Here is a 15,678-nt window from a genome sequence, read left to right as displayed (position 1 = left end):
CTGCATTCGCATACGGAAGGTATAGGCCAAGTTGTGTTCGCATAAATATGGTTACATGAGCAGAAATCTCATGTAGCCTTTTTTGCGGAGGTCTGCAATCGATGGTACATTTTTCATCTAGACAGGATAGTCTCCTACTGTACGGCATGAATTGATGGGAGGGTTAATTATGAAATTTTATACGTTCAAGCTGCCAAGATTTTTGGGAGGTTTTGTTAAAGCGATTTTGAACACGTTTCAGAAGAGTTAGATTTAAGAAGACAAGTAAATATGAAAAAAAGCACCTTACGAATGTAAAGGGTGCTTTTTGCTACAAATATAATATCTCTTCTATTCTCGCTGAAACGGATACCGTCTATGAAAGGACGGCATGTCCGTTTCTACTTGGTATGAGATACCGCTAGACCCGGCAATAACCGGATACTAGACGCGTTCAACTTTACCGGATTTCAAAGCACGGGTGCTGACGTACACGCGTTTCGGTTTGCCGTTCACCAGGATACGAACCTTCTGAACGTTAACTCCCCAAGAGCGACGGTTGCGGTTGTTAGCGTGAGACACGTGGTTACCGCTGCCCGGTTTCTTGCCTGTTACTGTACATGTGCGGGACATAGATTACACCTCCTTGTTACTTACACCTGCGTAAAACAATACTTGAATATCATATCACAGCAAAAATTGCTTCGTCAACCGATTCAAAAACATTTATTTCTGTAGACTCTTATAGTACAATATAAATTAGTGCATTATGTCCAGTTGATCATTGAATTGATTAGGCATGAAGTTAGGAAGGGGAATTCTCATTGAGTAAGCGTTCTATAAACGGGACAGATTTTACCGCAATGGTACTAGCCGGTGCGGAAATGCTGCAGCAGCATGCCGAGCATGTCAATTCATTGAATGTGTTTCCGGTGCCGGATGGCGATACGGGCACGAACATGAATCTGACCATGACCGCAGGCGCGAACGAATTGAAGAGAAACAACACGGCCTCTGTCGGTCAATGTGCGGGAGTGCTGTCGAAGGGACTATTGATGGGCGCGCGGGGGAACTCCGGCGTTATTTTGTCACAGCTGTTCAGAGGTCTTGGACGTTATGCGGCCCAATATGATGAGCTTAACACACAGCAGTTCGCTGCAGCACTGCAGACCGGGGTAGATACCGCATATAAGGCAGTGGTTAAGCCGGTTGAAGGCACCATTCTTACGGTTGCCAAGGAAGCTGCAAGACATGCAGTGTATTATGCACGCCGCACAACGGATATTATCGAGCTGATGACTGAAGTCCTGGCCAAAGCTAAGGAAGCCTTGGCGCATACGCCTGAGCTGCTGCCTGTGCTGAAGCAGGTGGGCGTGGTGGATTCGGGGGGCCAGGGTCTGGTCTACATCTATGAAGGCTTTCACCAGCATCTGACCAGCGGAGCAGTCTCAGCACCTGTACAGACTCTTGTGCAAGGACAAGCTGCGGCCCCTGTATCCGTGCCGACGCCGGTGCTAACCAAACCTGAGCATGCGTTGTCCTCCGTACAGTCTTCCGCGCAATCACAGCTCCATACGGAAGACATTGAATTTCTATATGATATGGAATTTTTCATTAACCGTCAGCTTGGCGCATCCGTGAAAGCGGATTTTGATGAGGAAGCTTTTCGGAAAGCGTTATCAGTTAACGGGGATTCGATCATTGTCATCTCAGATGATGAGACGATCAAGGTGCATGTGCATTCCAAGACTCCGGGAGAGGTGCTGAACCTGGCACTCGTTCACGGGGAGATTACCCAGATTCACATCCTTAACATGCGTGAGCAGCACCGCGATCTGTTGACTGCCGGTATGGATATCGCTCCGATGCCGGATGTCTTCGCCGATATCCCGGAAGAGAAGGCCAGCGTGCAGGCCCCGGCGGTTCCTCCTGCGGATGATCTGGCGCCGTACGGCTTCATTGCGGTCTCCTCGGGAGACGGAATCTCGGATATCTTCCGCAGTCTGGGTGTCGATGCGATCCTGGCCGGCGGTCAGACGATGAATCCGAGTACAGAGGATTTCGTGAATGCGATCTCTTCCATTTCCGCAAAGCATATCTACATTCTGCCGAATAACTCCAATATCGTCCTGGCTGCACAGCAAGCCAAGGATCTGCTGGAGGGCGAACGTGAGATTACAGTGATTCCGAGCAAGAGTATTCCCCAGGGAATCTCGGCAGCCTTTGCCTTCCAGGAAGAGGATGCGGTAGATACCAACACCAGCAACATGCTGGAGGCGATTGCCCAGGTCAAATCCGGGCAGATTACCAATGCTGTACGGGATACTGTGATGGAGGATCTGGAGATCAAATCCGGTCAGTATATCGGCATCGAGAGCTCCAAGATTGTTGCAGCTGCCGATGACTTACTAACGGTCAGCAAAGAACTGCTGTCAAGCATGCTGGTGAATGGTGACGAGATCGTTACTGTGTTGACCGGTGCAGACACCGAGGCAGACATTACGGATGCCCTCGGCAGCTGGCTGGAAGAGACGTACCCGCAGGTTGAGGTAGAGATTCATGAAGGCGGCCAGCCGCTGTACTATTATCTTTTCTCAGTTGAGCCGTAGAATCTCTTACTCTTAAGTGCCCTAATCAAGCAGAGTGGCGCAGCCAAATCATAGTATGGGGAGGAACATTATGAATCGTACCGTAATCGTTACCGACAGCACCTCCGATATCCCGCCTGCTCTGGCGGAGCAGTACGGCATTGAAGTCGTTCCGCTGACGCTGATGTTCGGCGAAGAGGCATTTCGGGATAATGTAGATATGACTCCGGAACAATTCTACGAGCGTCTTCCCCGCTCGCCGCAATTGCCGACCACTTCGCAGCCGTCTCCTGTAGAATATATGAATGTATACCGTAGTATACAGGACAAGCATCCGGGCAGTTCAATCTTGTCCTTTCATATTTCCTCCGGCTTAAGCGGTACCTATCAGTCTGCTGTCTTGGCCAAATCCATGCTTGAAGAGGAAGGAGAAGCTATCACCGTGGTGGATAGCCTCTCCGCCTCCTACGGCTTCGGGTTCATGGTTGTGGAAGCCGCCCGGCTGGCGGAGCAAGGGCATGCTCCTGCAGAGATTCTTGCGAAAGTGGAGAGTCTGCGCCAAGCCCGCAAGCTGTATTTCCTTGTGGATACACTGGAATATCTGCAAAAGGGCGGAAGAATCGGCAAGGCATCGGCCATCCTGGGTACGCTGCTCAATATCAAGCCGATCCTGTCCATTGATGCGGAAGGCATTATCTATGCGGTAGAGAAGGTCAGAGGGCGCAAGAAGGCAGTCGCCCGCATGATCGAGCTGTTCAAGGCAGATCTGCCGGGTGTGAATACAATACATGTGGCCGTGGGTCATACGGCTGAACCGGCTTCCGGCGAAGAGTTCCTGCGGGAATTAGCCGGACATTTCACCTTGAAAGAGAAGGTTCTGACCAATGTCGGCCCTGTTGTGGGCAGCCATGTCGGGAACGGAACCTTAGCCGTATTCATCTGGCCCGCCTAAGTATAGGGGATGAACATGGTGCTTACTTTGGATTCAATTGAAGTGAAACAAATAACTGGCGTGAGCGCTCAAAAGCAAAGTGAGCTTCACGCCTTTGGCGTTTTTACTGTGAAGGATCTGCTGGAGTATTACCCTTTCCGGTATGAGGATTTCCGACCAAAATCGCTCAGTGAGGTTAAGCACGGCGATAAGGCGACCGTAGTAGCCAAGGTTATCGGCATTCCGGTGCTGCAGCGCTTCGGGGGCAAATCCCGAATGAGCTGCAAGATGGTGGCCGAGCCGTGGATGTTCACCGCTACGTGGTTCAACCAGCATTATGCGCGTGAACAACTGACGGTCGGCCGTGAAGTGGTGCTGACGGGGAAGTGGGACCAGAAGCGCAATCAGATTACGGTGACTAACTATGAATTCCCTGACCGGGGCGAAGGCAAGACAGGAACGCTGCAGCCGGTATACTCCGTCGGGGGCAAGATTACGCAGTCCTGGATTCGCCGGATTATTGGTCAGGCGTTGCAGCAGTACGGGGACCTGATCCCTGAGATTCTGCCGCACAGCATTATGCGCAAATATGACTTCATGTCACGCAAGCGGGCCATTGCCACGATTCATCAGCCGGAGGATACGCGCGAGGGCCAGCAGGGAAGACGCCGGATGGTGTATGAGGAGCTGTTCCTGTTCCAACTGAAGGTACAAGCCTTCCGCGTGCTGAACCGTGGCCGGATGGATGGCGTGGTTCATACGGTAGACAATGCAACAGTAAGGCAATTCGTGCGCAGCCTGCCGTTTGAGCTAACCGATGCCCAGAAGCATGTGGAGCTGGAGATTCTGCAGGATATGCGTTCAGGGTATTGCATGAACAGGCTGCTTCAAGGCGATGTGGGCTCCGGCAAAACTGTACTCGCGGCCATAGCGCTCTACGCGACTGTAAGATCCGGATTTCAGGGTGCACTGATGGTGCCGACTGAAATCCTGGCAGAGCAGCATATGCGCTCGCTCACGAGGATGTTCGAGCCCTTCGGTATTACCGTGGGCCTGCTTACCGGCAGCGTAACCGGCCGCAAACGGAAGGATCTGCTGGCCTCTCTACAGATGGGCATGCTCGATGTGGTCGTCGGAACCCATGCGCTGATCCAGGAAGATGTCTTCTTCCGCAGCCTGGGGCTTGTGGTTACGGATGAGCAGCACCGCTTCGGGGTGAACCAGCGCAGTGTCTTGCGGCGCAAGGGGTACAACCCGGATGTGCTGACGATGACCGCCACTCCGATCCCGCGCACGCTGGCGATTACTGTCTTTGGCGATATGGATGTGTCTACGCTGTCCGAACGGCCGAAGGGGCGTGTGCCGATCACCACCTACTGGGTGAAGCCGGATCTGATGGAGCGGGTCATGAACCTGATCAGCCGCGAGATTGAGCAGGGGCGGCAAGCCTACCTGATCTGTCCGCTGATTGAGGAGTCGGAGAAGCTGGATGTGCAGAATGCGATTGATCTGCATGTGCAGATGTCGCAGGCTTTTCCGGATTATAAGGTGGGCTTGCTTCACGGGAGAATGACACCGTCCGAGAAGGACGAGGTAATGCGGAACTTCTACAGTAACGAACTGCAGCTTCTGGTGTCTACAACGGTCGTAGAGGTCGGTGTCGATGTCCCGAATGCTACGCTGATGATCATCATGGACGCTGACCGCTTCGGGCTGTCTCAGCTGCATCAGCTGCGCGGCCGGGTCGGCAGAGGGGAACATGCTTCCTACTGTGTGCTGATGGCTGATCCGAAGTCGGAGATCGGTCGTGAGCGGATGACCGCGATGACAGATACATATGACGGGTTCGAAGTGTCACGGCGGGATCTGGAGCTGCGGGGACCGGGGGATTTCTTCGGGACGAAGCAGAGCGGCCTGCCCGAATTCCGTCTGGCGGATATGACCGCTGACTTCGAGACGCTGGAGCTGGCGCGCGATGATGCTGCTGTGCTGCTGCGGGAGGCTTCATTCTGGACCTCGGCGGATGTTGCGCCGCTGCGCGGGTATTTGCAGCAGGAACAAATTTTCCAGGGGGATTTAATTGACTGAACAGGCACATCTGGGCACCTGCCTTCATATACTGTGAATGATTGGATATGACAGGAGGTGCTGTACTTGGGTTATCAGCAATATGGAATCAGTCCCCAGCTGGTGGATCGCATCAAGCTGAAGATGAAGAATCCGGCGGTCAAGGAACGCGTCAAGAATATGATTACCGGCATCTCCAAACAGGAGCTGCAGGATACAGCAGTGGTGCGTAAGCTGGTGCGTAATGCGTCGTCGGTGATGCATGAGAAGCTGACGAACGCACAGGAAGAGCAAATTGTGAAATTCGTCATCGCCCAAAAGATTGATCCGAACAATACGTTTCACTTAATCCGCTTATGGGGGATGTTCCGCTGAGAATGGCGGGATTCAGGAATCTCCGATTGGCTTGCAATCCAAAAAGCGTTCCCGTAAGTAACAGACGGGAACGCTTTTTACTTGTTCTGCGCCGTCCTGGAAGGCCATACGGCTCAGCCCGGCGGCTTATTGCGGAAAAGCGCTGAGATCCGGTTGTTCCGCGCGGCATTGATCACAATCTTGCTGTCCTGATCACAGTCATGCACGATAGAGGCAAGCTGCTCTTCCTCCAGCCTGCTGGCAAAACAGAATACCGTACCTGGCTCCCCCTCCGGTCCTGTGGATTTTACGAGCTTCACCTCGCGGTCCAGCGACTGCTGGAGCTTGCGGCGGATTTCCTCGCATTTGCTGCTTGTAATGAACACCGCCTGCGTGAGCGAGAGGTCCCTTAAGGAGAACCGCAGCGCTTCAAAGGCGAGCAGGTACGCGATGATACTGTACATCGCCTGATCCCAGCCGAATAATGATCCGCCGTAGAGCAGGATGAGCATGTTGAACAGCATAATCGGCATCTCAGCCGATTTGGGCGGCCCTCCGTTCAGCAGCCGTACGCTCTGCTTCTCGCTTCCTGCGGTCAGTCCGCCGAAGCGCACAGAGATGCCCAGGCCGAACCCGAGGCATAGTCCCCCCGCAATAGCCGCGGGCAGCGGCTCACTGATTGCCGCCGGGAAATGGTGCAGGGCCAGGGACCCTGCTGTTAGACAAATCAGACCAAGCATCGTATACAAGGCAAAGCGGAGATTAATCTGCCTGCGTGACATCAGAATAAACGGAAGGTTGAACAGGAACAGGAATAATCCAAGCCGCATTTCAGTCACATGGGACAGCAGGGCGGATAACCCGGCAATGCCGCCCGGTAGCAGCTTATGCGGCATCAGGAACAGCTCCAGACCAACGGCTGCTAGTAATCCTCCGCCTACAATAGACAGCAGACGCAAGGTCTTGGAATAACGTAAGGGTGCAGCATTTCTATATCTGACTTTCATAAGATTTCCTCCTTTCAGCAGGAAACCGGTATTTGTGTTGCGGATTACGGTGGTTGCGGCTTCATTCAGCGCATAGCCGCACTCCTACGAAATGTGAATTATATTTGAGCGGAATCAGCAGCAGCCGCTTCAGTAGGATGTAAATGAAGGGGAGCAGCGATACACAGAGCAGCAGCCCGGGAGGTCCGGACTCCAGCGTCAGCGGGTTCTCACGGGGAGCAAGCCAGGCGGGCTGTGTGTCATAGATCTGCGTATGATGGGTGCGTACCGGCTGAGCCAGCTTATGCTCATAGCGGTCCGGCCTTACAGAATGCATCTTAGACTCTTGTTCGTGAAGCATCTGGAGGGCCATGATCAGAAAAATCAGCAGCAGCAACGGAAGGAACACAGCCTTCAGCAAGTCCAGCAGCGTCAGATGCGTCCAATCTCTCCTCATGAGAACACCCCCTTTTTGTACATTGTAGTTAAAGCATATCATAGGATCTTAGCAGGGCCAAATATAATAGGCTTTTATTTCAATGCCTGCGACTGCGGAATAACGAAACCGGAGCTGCTACGCTGCGTATTCTTTAGTAAATTGAACTTTTTGTGAAAAAATGTTCGGAAGGAGCGGTTAATTTGCATAATGCAGGCGTATTTAACGGTTTGTACCCGGCAGCGGCCAGCAGCCAGAGCGGATTTTTCACGGAGGGGCCGTTCTTGTTAAAACTCATTCTGCTGCTGATTGCAGGCTTTGTTGCATATACTATTTGGAGAGGGCTCAAGACCTGGTTGACGAACCAGACCAGTCCTCTGCAATCAAGGGTCGTTACGGCAGTAGCCAAACGGACAGAGGTCTGGGGCGGAAGAGGCCATATGGGGACTCATACGAGTTATTATGTGACCTTTGAATTCCATAATGGCAGCCGTAGAGAGCTTGAAGTGAAGCCGAAGGCGTATGCCATGATTGTAGAGGGAGACCGGGGAGAGCTGTCGTACCAAGGCAGCCGGTTCAAAGGGTTCGTGCGGGCGGGGATGCAGAGGGACAGCGGGGTCAGCAGGTGATTATTGAATTGAACGGAGAATGCTTCCATGAACAGCTGGGAGCAACCTTTGGAATAACAATGATTTGCAGCAAAAAAATGCAAGGAAGTGAACCGGTCGCTAAGTAAGCGAGCGCGGGCAGTCTTCCTTGCTTTTATTGTGTCCGGGTCTAGAGCACGCGCTGCATGTGCAGAATTACGTTGCTCCAGTATCCGCTGTCCAGCTCACTAATCTGTACGCCGGGGTCACCCCAGGTGTGAATGAAATTCCCGCCGCCGATGTAGATACCGACGTGACCGGGAACGGCGTCGCTCTCGAAACGTCCGGGTACGGTGAAGAAGATCAGATCGCCGGGCTCCAGCGAGCTGCGTGACACCCGTCTGCCGATGTTGTCCTGATCTTTGGCCAGCCGGGGCAGATCTACCCCGAACTTCTTAAAGACATGGCGTGTAAAGGACGAGCAGTCGAAGCGCTTGGTCTCCTCATAGGAGCCAGCACCAAAATCGTATGGGACACCGAGAAATTTCTTGGCATATGCGACCAGCTCGCCCGTGTCCACATTTGATACACTCTGAATCCGCAGCGGCTTCGCAGCCTCCACCTTACCGGAGTCCTCTGTACTCTCCCTGTCGGAAGGAGTCGCGATATTAATCTCGCCGGTAACGGGATTCCACCCGACCTCTGTCTGCAGCAGCTTGGATAAGGCGGTAGGGGTGATGTAGATTTGGCCTTCACGGCGGATAGGGACATCAAGAAGGGTGATTTTCTGGCCGAGTGAGAACACTTGGCTGGAATCCGGCCGCAGCATATACATGACATCACTATAGCCGAGCTTGGTATAGCCGCCGCTTGCCGTGTCATCCTTCATCCGGAAGCCGATGGAGGCGGCAGCCGGTTTGAGCGGAATCCAGTACTTGCCTTCCTTGTCGGTAAAAGAATTCTTCTCATAATAGCTGCCCGCAAATGTTCCGGTTGGGGTCAGCGAGTTAACCTTGGGAGTACTGTCCTTGCTGGTGTAGCTGCAGGCGGTTGTTCCCGTAATGGCGGTAACTAGAATGGCGGAGGATAATAAAATTTTGCTTGTATGCAGATTGATTATTGGCATTGGGCACGCTCCATCTTCAAACTTTAAGGTAAGTTTGTGCAGGACCGCTTTTTTTATGTGCTGCAGGCTTTAGCAAACAATGTCAAGATAAACTGCAGATTGTTGAAGCGAGTGGACATTCATTGTGCGCATTTTGTAAAATATGGACCCCACTTAAATGATTGACGGGAATTCAACCTACATATAATATATGTTTAATAGATTCGGGGAGCGGATGTGGACAGGGTACGGGCCTTCGCTTTAATGCTTTTAAAGATGAAAGCGATAATGCTGGACCGCTAGCCCAGGTTCTCGCGCTGAACCCGTACAAGAAGAGGGGTTATCTGATGAAGACGAAGAAGATTTGGATGGGGCTTAGTATGGCCTTGATGCTCGTAGCTGCCGGTTGCGGGAACAATAATGCAGCAGTGAAGAATGACGCGGGCACCGGGAATGCCCCGGCCGCAGCGACGGAAGCTCCAGCCTCAAATGCAGGCTCCGGCGATGCCAAGTCCTACAAGATTGCCATCTCGCAATACGTTGAGCATCCGTCACTGGACGCTACCCGTGAGGGATTCCTGGCCGCACTGAAGGATGCAGGGATTGTTGAAGGGGAGAATCTGAAGGTGGATCTTCAGAACGCTCAGGCCGATCAGGCCAACAACCTGTCCATTGCCCAGAAGATTGCCGGTGACAAGAACGATCTGGTGCTGGGGATTGCAACGCCTTCGGCTCAGGCTGTCGTGCAGAACGTGAAGGACACTCCGATTCTGTTCGCTGCCGTAACCGACCCTCTTGATGCCAAAATTGTAAGTGATCTGGAGCACCCCGGAGGCAATGTGTCCGGTGTATCCGATACCAATCCTGAGTCGATTACCCGCCTGATGAACTTCATTGCCACGCAGTTCCCCAAGGTGAAGAAGCTGGGCCTTGTCATAAATGAAGGGGAGCCGAACGCTGTAGTTATGGCGGATATCGCCAAGGGTGAACTGGACAAGCACGGGATTGAGCTGGTGAAGGCGGCGACTACCAATACTTCGGAAGTGAAGCAGGCTGCGGAATCGCTTGTAGGGCGTGTAGATGCGCTGTACATTACGCTTGATAACTCTGTTGTTAGCGGCGTAGACTCGATTATCCAGACGGCTAACGACAACAAGCTTCCGTTCTTCTCAGCAGACCGTGATACGGTGGAGAAGGGTGCTTTTGCTACGGTAGGCTTCAAATACTATGATCATGGCTACCAGGTCGGCCAAATGGCGGTAGAAGTGCTTAAGAACGGAAAAAGCCCCGGCGATATGAAGGTAATCATGCAGGAGAAGCTGGACTTGGTTCTTAACCTCAAGGCAGCGGCAGCACAGGGAATTGAAGTGACTGATGCCATGAAGGCTGAAGTGGCTGACCCGGGTAATAATATTATTCAATAACCTACAAAGTTCATAAACAGGGTGCGTCCGAGCTGGGCGCCCTTTGCCGCTTGAGGGAGGAAGTCAGCAATGTATAATTCATTAATCGGGGCTCTGGAAATGGGCCTGCTCTACGCATTCATGGCACTTGGGGTGTATATTACCTTCCGTATTCTGGATTTTCCTGATCTGACGGTGGATGGAAGCTTCACAACCGGCGGCGCGATTGCTGCAGTGATGATCAGCAGCGGTTATACTCCGCTTTTGGCGACCTTGTGCGCAATGCTCGGGGGAATGGCGGCAGGGATGTGTACCGGTCTGCTCCATACCAAAGGTAAAATCAACGGGCTGTTGTCCGGGATTTTGATGATGATTGCCTTGTATTCGATCAATCTGCGGATTCTGGATAAGCCGAATGTCTCCCTGATGGGGGAGGATACGTTATTCAGCTCCATGAATCCGCTGCTGGTCATGCCTTTTATCGTTGTACTGGTCAAAATCCTGATGGATCTGTTCCTGCGTACTGATCTGGGACTGGCCCTGCGGGCTACCGGCGACAACTCGCGGATGATCCGCAGCTTCGGGGTGAACACGGATACAACAACCATTCTGGGGATCAGCCTGTCGAACGGGCTGGTGGCGCTCTCGGGTGCATTGATCGCCCAGTACTCTACCTTCGCCGATGCGTCGATGGGGATCGGGATGATTGTCATCGGGCTTGCGTCGGTGATTATCGGGGAAGCGATCTTCGGTGCGAAGAACGTCTTCCGGGCGACACTGGCTGTGCTGCTCGGCTCCATCGTGTACCGGATCGTTGTCGCTCTGGCACTCCGGGTACCTTGGCTCAAGGCTTCCGACCTCAAGCTGATCACCGCAATTATCGTCATTATTGCCCTCGTCTTCCCGTCGGTTCAGCGGTATGTGAAGCAGAAGAGCACGGCCCGCAGACGGACCGCAGAGCTTGCTGAGCTGGCTCAGCGCAGTAAGCAGAGAGGAGGGGCCGCCAATGTTGAAGCTTGACAATGTATGTAAGCTGTTCAACCCCGGCTCGCCGGATGAGAAGGTCGCGCTGCTGGGGATCGATCTTGAACTGAACGCGGGCGATTTCGTAACGATTATCGGCAGTAACGGTGCCGGCAAATCTACACTGATGAATATTATCTCAGGCGTGATGAAGCCCGATCTGGGGGAAGCGCGTATTGAAGGCAGCTCGATCAGCCATCTGGCGGAGTACCAGCGAGCACGCTGGATCGGCCGGGTCTTCCAGGACCCGATGGCCGGGACTGCGCCGCATATGACCATTGAGGAGAACCTGGCCATGGCCTACAAGCGCGGCAAGCCCCGCGGGCTGTCCTTGGGTGTCAATGCGCAGAGACGTACGCTGTTCCGCGAACAGCTCAGCCGCCTGGGCATCGGCCTGGAGGACCGGCTGCGGGCCAAGGTGGGGCTGCTCTCAGGAGGCGAGCGGCAGGCGCTGAGCCTGCTGATGGCGACTTTCACCCAGCCGCAGATTCTGCTGCTGGATGAGCATACAGCTGCGCTGGACCCTTCGCGCGCCGAACTGATCACCACGCTAACGGAATCGATTGTCCGCGAGATGAAGCTGACTACGCTGATGGTTACCCATAATATGGATCAGGCGATCCGGCTGGGCAACCGGCTCATTATGATGGATAAAGGGTCGATCATCCTCGATTTCGATGAGACGCGCAAGAAGGATCTGACGGTAGAGCGTCTGCTTGGCGAATTCGAAGCGATCAGCGGCCATAAGCTGGCTGACGACCGGATGATGCTGGGCTGATTCGGGATCATTATTCCTTAGCGCTATAGCTTGATCTGCCGCCGGTTTAACCGGCAGCGGGTCAAGCTTTTTTGCCATGTGTGGCTCGCTGCTCCGATTCACTTCCGCGTATGAGAGGTAAAGTTAAGGGAAAGATCATAACTTGAACATCAAACACCAATGGAGGCGACTGCATATATGACTGCTAAGAAACTGGAAGGCAAGGTAGCAATTGTTACAGGAGGCGGCTCAGGCATCGGCCGGGCATCTGTGCTGGAGTTCGCCAGAAGCGGGGCCAAGGTGGCACTTCTGGACCGGACGGTGGAGAATGCGGAGAAGGTGGCCGCTCAGATCAAGCAAGAGGGCGGAGAAGCCGAAGTGTTTGAATGTGATATTGCTGATCCGCAGCAGGTGGAGCATGCTGTTAAGCAGGTTGTCCGGAAGTGGGGACAACTGGATGTGGTCTTCGCCAATGCCGGGATCAACGGCGCCATGACACCGATTGAGACGATGGACATTGAGTCATGGGATCAGACGATTCAGATTAATCTGCGGGGCACCTTCGCCACCGTCAAATATGCCATCCCCCATCTTAAGAAGAAGGGCGGCAGTATTCTGATCAACAGCTCGATCAACGGCAACCGGGTATTCTCCAATGTCGGGTTCTCTGCCTATAGTACAACCAAGGCGGGTCAGGTGGCTTTTATGAAGATGGCTGCGCTTGAGCTGGCCCAGTACAAGATTCGTGTAAACGCTATCTGTCCGGGAGCCATTACCACGAATATAGATGATAATACCTATCCTTCGGATGATCTGAAGGAAGTGCAGATTGAAGTGGAGTTCCCGGATGGCGGGCAGCCGCTGGAGAAGGGGCCGGGGCGTCCGGATCAGGTGGCCAAGCTGGCGCTGTTCCTGGCTTCTGAGGATTCGGATCACATTACGGGTACGGAAATCTACTGTGACGGAGCAGAATCGCTTCTGCACGGCTAATCCTTCTATAAGTCACTCATCGCTCATATGATGGGATAAGTGAGGTCTTCTCTGAAGCGGACGATGTTCCTTGCCGGAGCCTCAGGCAGTACTGCCTGAAGCTCCCGGTTAGCGGGGATACGCGTCCGTTTCTTTTTTTTGAGCGGGGGCAGAAAATTTCAGTAAAGATTGCAGCGTATTTCAGGTATACTGATTCTATGTGCCATGACGGGCGAGAAAGGAGGGAATTAATTATGAATATGGACCTGCTGCATACGGAATCAATCATTAAGCTGCTGGTGGCCATGCTGTTCGGGCTGTTCATCGGCATTGACCGCCAATTGAAACAGAAACCGCTGGGAATCCGGACCAGTATGGTCATCAGCATCGCCAGCTGTCTGGTAACCCTGGTATCTATTCATGCGTATGACAAATTCGGCGGACCGGAGCATCCGAGCATGGACCCAATGCGTCTGGCGGCGCAGATCGTCAGCGGTATCGGTTTTTTGGGAGCGGGTGTTATTCTGCGCAGAGGCGGAGATGCCATCTCCGGGCTGACCTCGGCAGCACTGATCTGGACAGCATCCGGTATCGGGATTGCAGTCGGCGCGGGATTTTTTGTAGAGGCGGGTTATGCGGTGGTGCTGCTTATGTTTGCGGTCAACGCGGTACCTCATCTAATCAAGGCCATCGGACCCGAAGTGCTGAACAAGCACGAGATCTCCATCAAAATCATTATGGAACCGAACTATATTCTTACTGATGTTATTCAAAAGATTGAGCAGCGGAATGTCATGACCGACCAGCGCAAAACGCGCAAAACCGGCCGGACCATCCGGCGGATGAAAATCAAGGATCTTGAGGATGGCAGGCAGATGATCGACATGGTCGTTTCTGCGCCAGACAAGGATTACGCTACGGAAATCTATTATGATGTCAAAAAAATCGAGCATGTCATGAGTGTCGAAGTGGAGCAGCTGTAAAAATGGCATGTTGCCATTCCGGCAGATGTGGTACTCTATCTATGAGAGAGTCATTTCGAACATATGGAAGGGGATTAATGTAATGACATCGATTACAGCATTTGAAGGACACTATGAGGGCGAAGCTGCTGTCTGGCTGAAGGCCGGCCGTTATGAAGCGGCTATTCTGCCAGGCATCGGCGGGAATCTGATCTGCTTCCGTGATACTGAGAGCGGTTACCGTTTCCTGCATGAGCCGGGCGCGGAGGAGATGGAAGCATTCAAGGCTAACCCGGGCATTCACGGCATTCCTGTGTTATTCCCGCCGAACCGTTATGAGGATGGAGAGTTCCCGTGGAACGGACAGACCTACCATCTGCCTGTTAATGAAGCCAAGACCGGCAACCATCTGCACGGGTTCCTACATACTGCTGCATGGGAGGTAGAGGAATTCGGCACCGGCACAAGCGAAAGCTTCGTCACTGTTGCCATTAAGGTGGATGAGAATCATCCGTCCTATCAGTACCTGCCGTTCAAATACACGGTCAAGCTGCGCTACACGCTCGGTGAAGGCGGCCTGTCCCAGCAGTTGCTGGTCCACAATGACGGCGATGTGCTGATGCCTTGCCTGCTGGCGTTCCACACGGCTATCAATGCTCCATTCGCACCAGGCAGCAGCGCGCAGGATTACCGTGTTAAGCTGACGATCGGCGAACGTTGGGAGCTTAACGAGCGGATGCTGCCAACCGGCAAATTCCAGGAGCTGACTGCCGATGAGGTGGCTCTGCGCGGCGAAGGATTATATCCGTTCTACGCGTCGATGGACAACCACTACACCGCAGCCGCCCAGAATGGACGGAACCGGATGGAGCTCACCGACAGTAAGGCTGGAGTTACACTGGTATATGATGTGGGAACCTCGTATAAGCAATGGATGATCTGGAACAACGGCGGGGCCGAAGGATTCTTCTGCCCAGAGCCGCAGATCAACCTCGTGAACGCCCCGAAGGTGGATCTGCCTGCTGATGACATCGGCTTGTTCGGGCTGGAGCCTGGGGAATATTGGGAGGAAAGCAGCCGGATATACGTGAAGTAGGCTTAGGCACAGGCGTCATTCCGGTGAATATTTGGGCTTCCGGCCGCTGTTAGGTTTGTATTTCCTGAGTGTATCATACAAACTCAAGCTATCCCGCTGGGATGAGAATAGAAAAGAGAGCAGCGTCTGATGTTTGGATGCTGCTCTCTTTTTGCGGGGGGTTACGGGCTGTAAGCTCATCCGCCTTATTGAGTGCTATTTGAAGCAGAGACAGCTGGAAAAAATCCACTTACTGGTCGGCGGAAGAAGGCTGGGCGAGAAGCAGTTGGAAAAATAGCACTTGTTGAAACGGATTTCCTGCAAAAGAGCCTAACCCGCTTGAATAGATGTAGTTTTTCCAATTGCATCAGTAAAGTCGGTAGAAACCGGAATATTAAGATATGTTTTTCCATTTATTATCCTTCATCTACTTCGTTGATAGTTTTTTTTGGAGAG

Annotated in this window: 16 protein-coding genes; 12 read left to right on the top strand and 4 right to left on the bottom strand. The window is 53.0% G+C overall.

Annotation, left to right across the window (positions count from 1 at the left end; all coding sequences use genetic code 11):
• The first annotated feature begins 169 nt into the window (after positions 1–169).
• Positions 170–250, top strand: a complete 81-nt coding sequence (gene spoVM, locus MKX42_RS20095; protein WP_020431362.1) for a stage V sporulation protein SpoVM — start codon at positions 170–172, stop codon at positions 248–250.
• Between the two features lie 173 nt (positions 251–423).
• On the opposite strand, the gene rpmB is transcribed toward spoVM, so the two are convergent.
• On the bottom strand, positions 424–612 hold the full coding sequence (gene rpmB, locus MKX42_RS20090; protein ID WP_076074411.1) for a 50S ribosomal protein L28: 189 nt from the start codon (positions 610–612) through the stop codon (positions 424–426).
• 191 nt (positions 613–803) lie between these two features.
• On the opposite strand from rpmB, the gene MKX42_RS20085 reads away from it, so the two are divergent.
• The 4 genes from MKX42_RS20085 (at position 804) to MKX42_RS20070 (ending at position 5,940) form a co-directional block, all read left to right on the top strand.
• The gene (locus MKX42_RS20085; RefSeq protein ID WP_340754047.1) at positions 804–2,588 is read left to right on the top strand and encodes a DAK2 domain-containing protein; all 1,785 of its coding nucleotides are present in this window, start codon (positions 804–806) and stop codon (positions 2,586–2,588) included.
• Positions 2,589–2,658: 70 nt separating this feature from the next.
• Positions 2,659–3,519 carry a DegV family protein gene (locus MKX42_RS20080; RefSeq protein ID WP_340754046.1) on the top strand — a complete coding sequence of 287 codons (861 nt, stop codon included), beginning with the start codon at positions 2,659–2,661 and terminating at the stop codon, positions 3,517–3,519.
• Between the two features lie 15 nt (positions 3,520–3,534).
• Complete coding sequence (gene recG / locus MKX42_RS20075) at positions 3,535–5,586, top strand: ATP-dependent DNA helicase RecG (RefSeq protein WP_340754045.1); 2,052 nt, start codon at positions 3,535–3,537, stop codon at positions 5,584–5,586.
• A 66-nt stretch (positions 5,587–5,652) separates the two neighbouring features.
• Entirely contained in the window at positions 5,653–5,940 is a 288-nt protein-coding gene (locus MKX42_RS20070; protein WP_036729378.1) for a stage VI sporulation protein F, read from the top strand.
• A 113-nt stretch (positions 5,941–6,053) separates the two neighbouring features.
• Here the strand turns inward: MKX42_RS20070 and MKX42_RS20065 are convergent, their stop codons facing one another.
• Positions 6,054–6,926 (bottom strand): YitT family protein, encoded by an 873-nt coding sequence (locus MKX42_RS20065; protein ID WP_340754044.1) that lies wholly within the window; start codon positions 6,924–6,926, stop codon positions 6,054–6,056.
• A 61-nt stretch (positions 6,927–6,987) separates the two neighbouring features.
• Positions 6,988–7,362: a hypothetical protein gene (locus MKX42_RS20060; protein ID WP_340754043.1), complete on the bottom strand. Its 375-nt coding sequence runs from the start codon at positions 7,360–7,362 to the stop codon at positions 6,988–6,990.
• A gap of 182 nt (positions 7,363–7,544) precedes the next feature.
• On the opposite strand from MKX42_RS20060, the gene MKX42_RS20055 reads away from it, so the two are divergent.
• Positions 7,545–7,970 carry a DUF2500 domain-containing protein gene (locus MKX42_RS20055; protein ID WP_340754042.1) on the top strand — a complete coding sequence of 142 codons (426 nt, stop codon included), beginning with the start codon at positions 7,545–7,547 and terminating at the stop codon, positions 7,968–7,970.
• Between the two features lie 148 nt (positions 7,971–8,118).
• Here the strand turns inward: MKX42_RS20055 and MKX42_RS20050 are convergent, their stop codons facing one another.
• A complete protein-coding gene (locus tag MKX42_RS20050) occupies positions 8,119–9,054 on the bottom strand; it encodes a C40 family peptidase (RefSeq protein ID WP_340754041.1) in 936 nt (311 codons plus the stop codon).
• Positions 9,055–9,380: 326 nt separating this feature from the next.
• Between MKX42_RS20050 and MKX42_RS20045 the strand changes: the two genes are divergently transcribed.
• From MKX42_RS20045 to MKX42_RS20020, 6 genes are all read left to right on the top strand, one after another.
• The gene (locus MKX42_RS20045) at positions 9,381–10,457 is read left to right on the top strand and encodes an ABC transporter substrate-binding protein (protein WP_340754040.1); all 1,077 of its coding nucleotides are present in this window, start codon (positions 9,381–9,383) and stop codon (positions 10,455–10,457) included.
• 69 nt (positions 10,458–10,526) lie between these two features.
• The gene (locus MKX42_RS20040; protein WP_340754039.1) at positions 10,527–11,456 is read left to right on the top strand and encodes an ABC transporter permease; all 930 of its coding nucleotides are present in this window, start codon (positions 10,527–10,529) and stop codon (positions 11,454–11,456) included.
• On the top strand, positions 11,443–12,237 hold the full coding sequence (locus MKX42_RS20035) for an ABC transporter ATP-binding protein (RefSeq protein ID WP_209985520.1): 795 nt from the start codon (positions 11,443–11,445) through the stop codon (positions 12,235–12,237). Before MKX42_RS20040 ends, MKX42_RS20035 begins: the two co-directional genes overlap by 14 nt.
• 177 nt (positions 12,238–12,414) lie before the next feature.
• Positions 12,415–13,206 (top strand): SDR family oxidoreductase, encoded by a 792-nt coding sequence (locus MKX42_RS20030; protein WP_340754038.1) that lies wholly within the window; start codon positions 12,415–12,417, stop codon positions 13,204–13,206.
• Positions 13,207–13,445: 239 nt separating this feature from the next.
• Positions 13,446–14,168: an MgtC/SapB family protein gene (locus tag MKX42_RS20025; protein ID WP_340757746.1), complete on the top strand. Its 723-nt coding sequence runs from the start codon at positions 13,446–13,448 to the stop codon at positions 14,166–14,168.
• Between the two features lie 82 nt (positions 14,169–14,250).
• The gene (locus tag MKX42_RS20020; RefSeq protein ID WP_340754037.1) at positions 14,251–15,243 is read left to right on the top strand and encodes an aldose 1-epimerase; all 993 of its coding nucleotides are present in this window, start codon (positions 14,251–14,253) and stop codon (positions 15,241–15,243) included.
• Positions 15,244–15,678 lie beyond the last annotated feature (435 nt).

Origin of the sequence: Paenibacillus sp. FSL R7-0204, from assembly GCF_038002225.1 — a bacterium.
Taxonomy (GTDB): Bacteria; Bacillota; Bacilli; order Paenibacillales; family Paenibacillaceae; genus Paenibacillus_AQ.
Note: the sequence above shows the minus strand (reverse complement) of the source record. Positions and strands in the feature narration are given on the sequence as shown.

What these genes read in the sequence shown, in the direction of transcription:
- spoVM (WP_020431362.1), top strand. Translation starts at nt 170, where the DNA reads ATGAAATTTTATACGTTCAAGCTGCCAAGATTTTTGGGAGGTTTTGTT.
- MKX42_RS20035 (WP_209985520.1), top strand. Translation starts at nt 11,443, where the DNA reads ATGTTGAAGCTTGACAATGTATGTAAGCTGTTCAACCCCGGCTCGCCG.
- MKX42_RS20080 (WP_340754046.1), top strand. Translation starts at nt 2,659, where the DNA reads ATGAATCGTACCGTAATCGTTACCGACAGCACCTCCGATATCCCGCCT.
- MKX42_RS20045 (WP_340754040.1), top strand. Translation starts at nt 9,381, where the DNA reads ATGAAGACGAAGAAGATTTGGATGGGGCTTAGTATGGCCTTGATGCTC.
- recG (WP_340754045.1), top strand. Translation starts at nt 3,535, where the DNA reads ATGGTGCTTACTTTGGATTCAATTGAAGTGAAACAAATAACTGGCGTG.
- MKX42_RS20050 (WP_340754041.1), bottom strand. Translation starts at nt 9,054, where the DNA reads ATGCCAATAATCAATCTGCATACAAGCAAAATTTTATTATCCTCCGCC.
- MKX42_RS20065 (WP_340754044.1), bottom strand. Translation starts at nt 6,926, where the DNA reads ATGAAAGTCAGATATAGAAATGCTGCACCCTTACGTTATTCCAAGACC.
- rpmB (WP_076074411.1), bottom strand. Translation starts at nt 612, where the DNA reads ATGTCCCGCACATGTACAGTAACAGGCAAGAAACCGGGCAGCGGTAAC.
- MKX42_RS20020 (WP_340754037.1), top strand. Translation starts at nt 14,251, where the DNA reads ATGACATCGATTACAGCATTTGAAGGACACTATGAGGGCGAAGCTGCT.
- MKX42_RS20060 (WP_340754043.1), bottom strand. Translation starts at nt 7,362, where the DNA reads ATGAGGAGAGATTGGACGCATCTGACGCTGCTGGACTTGCTGAAGGCT.
- MKX42_RS20030 (WP_340754038.1), top strand. Translation starts at nt 12,415, where the DNA reads ATGACTGCTAAGAAACTGGAAGGCAAGGTAGCAATTGTTACAGGAGGC.
- MKX42_RS20025 (WP_340757746.1), top strand. Translation starts at nt 13,446, where the DNA reads ATGGACCTGCTGCATACGGAATCAATCATTAAGCTGCTGGTGGCCATG.
- MKX42_RS20040 (WP_340754039.1), top strand. Translation starts at nt 10,527, where the DNA reads ATGTATAATTCATTAATCGGGGCTCTGGAAATGGGCCTGCTCTACGCA.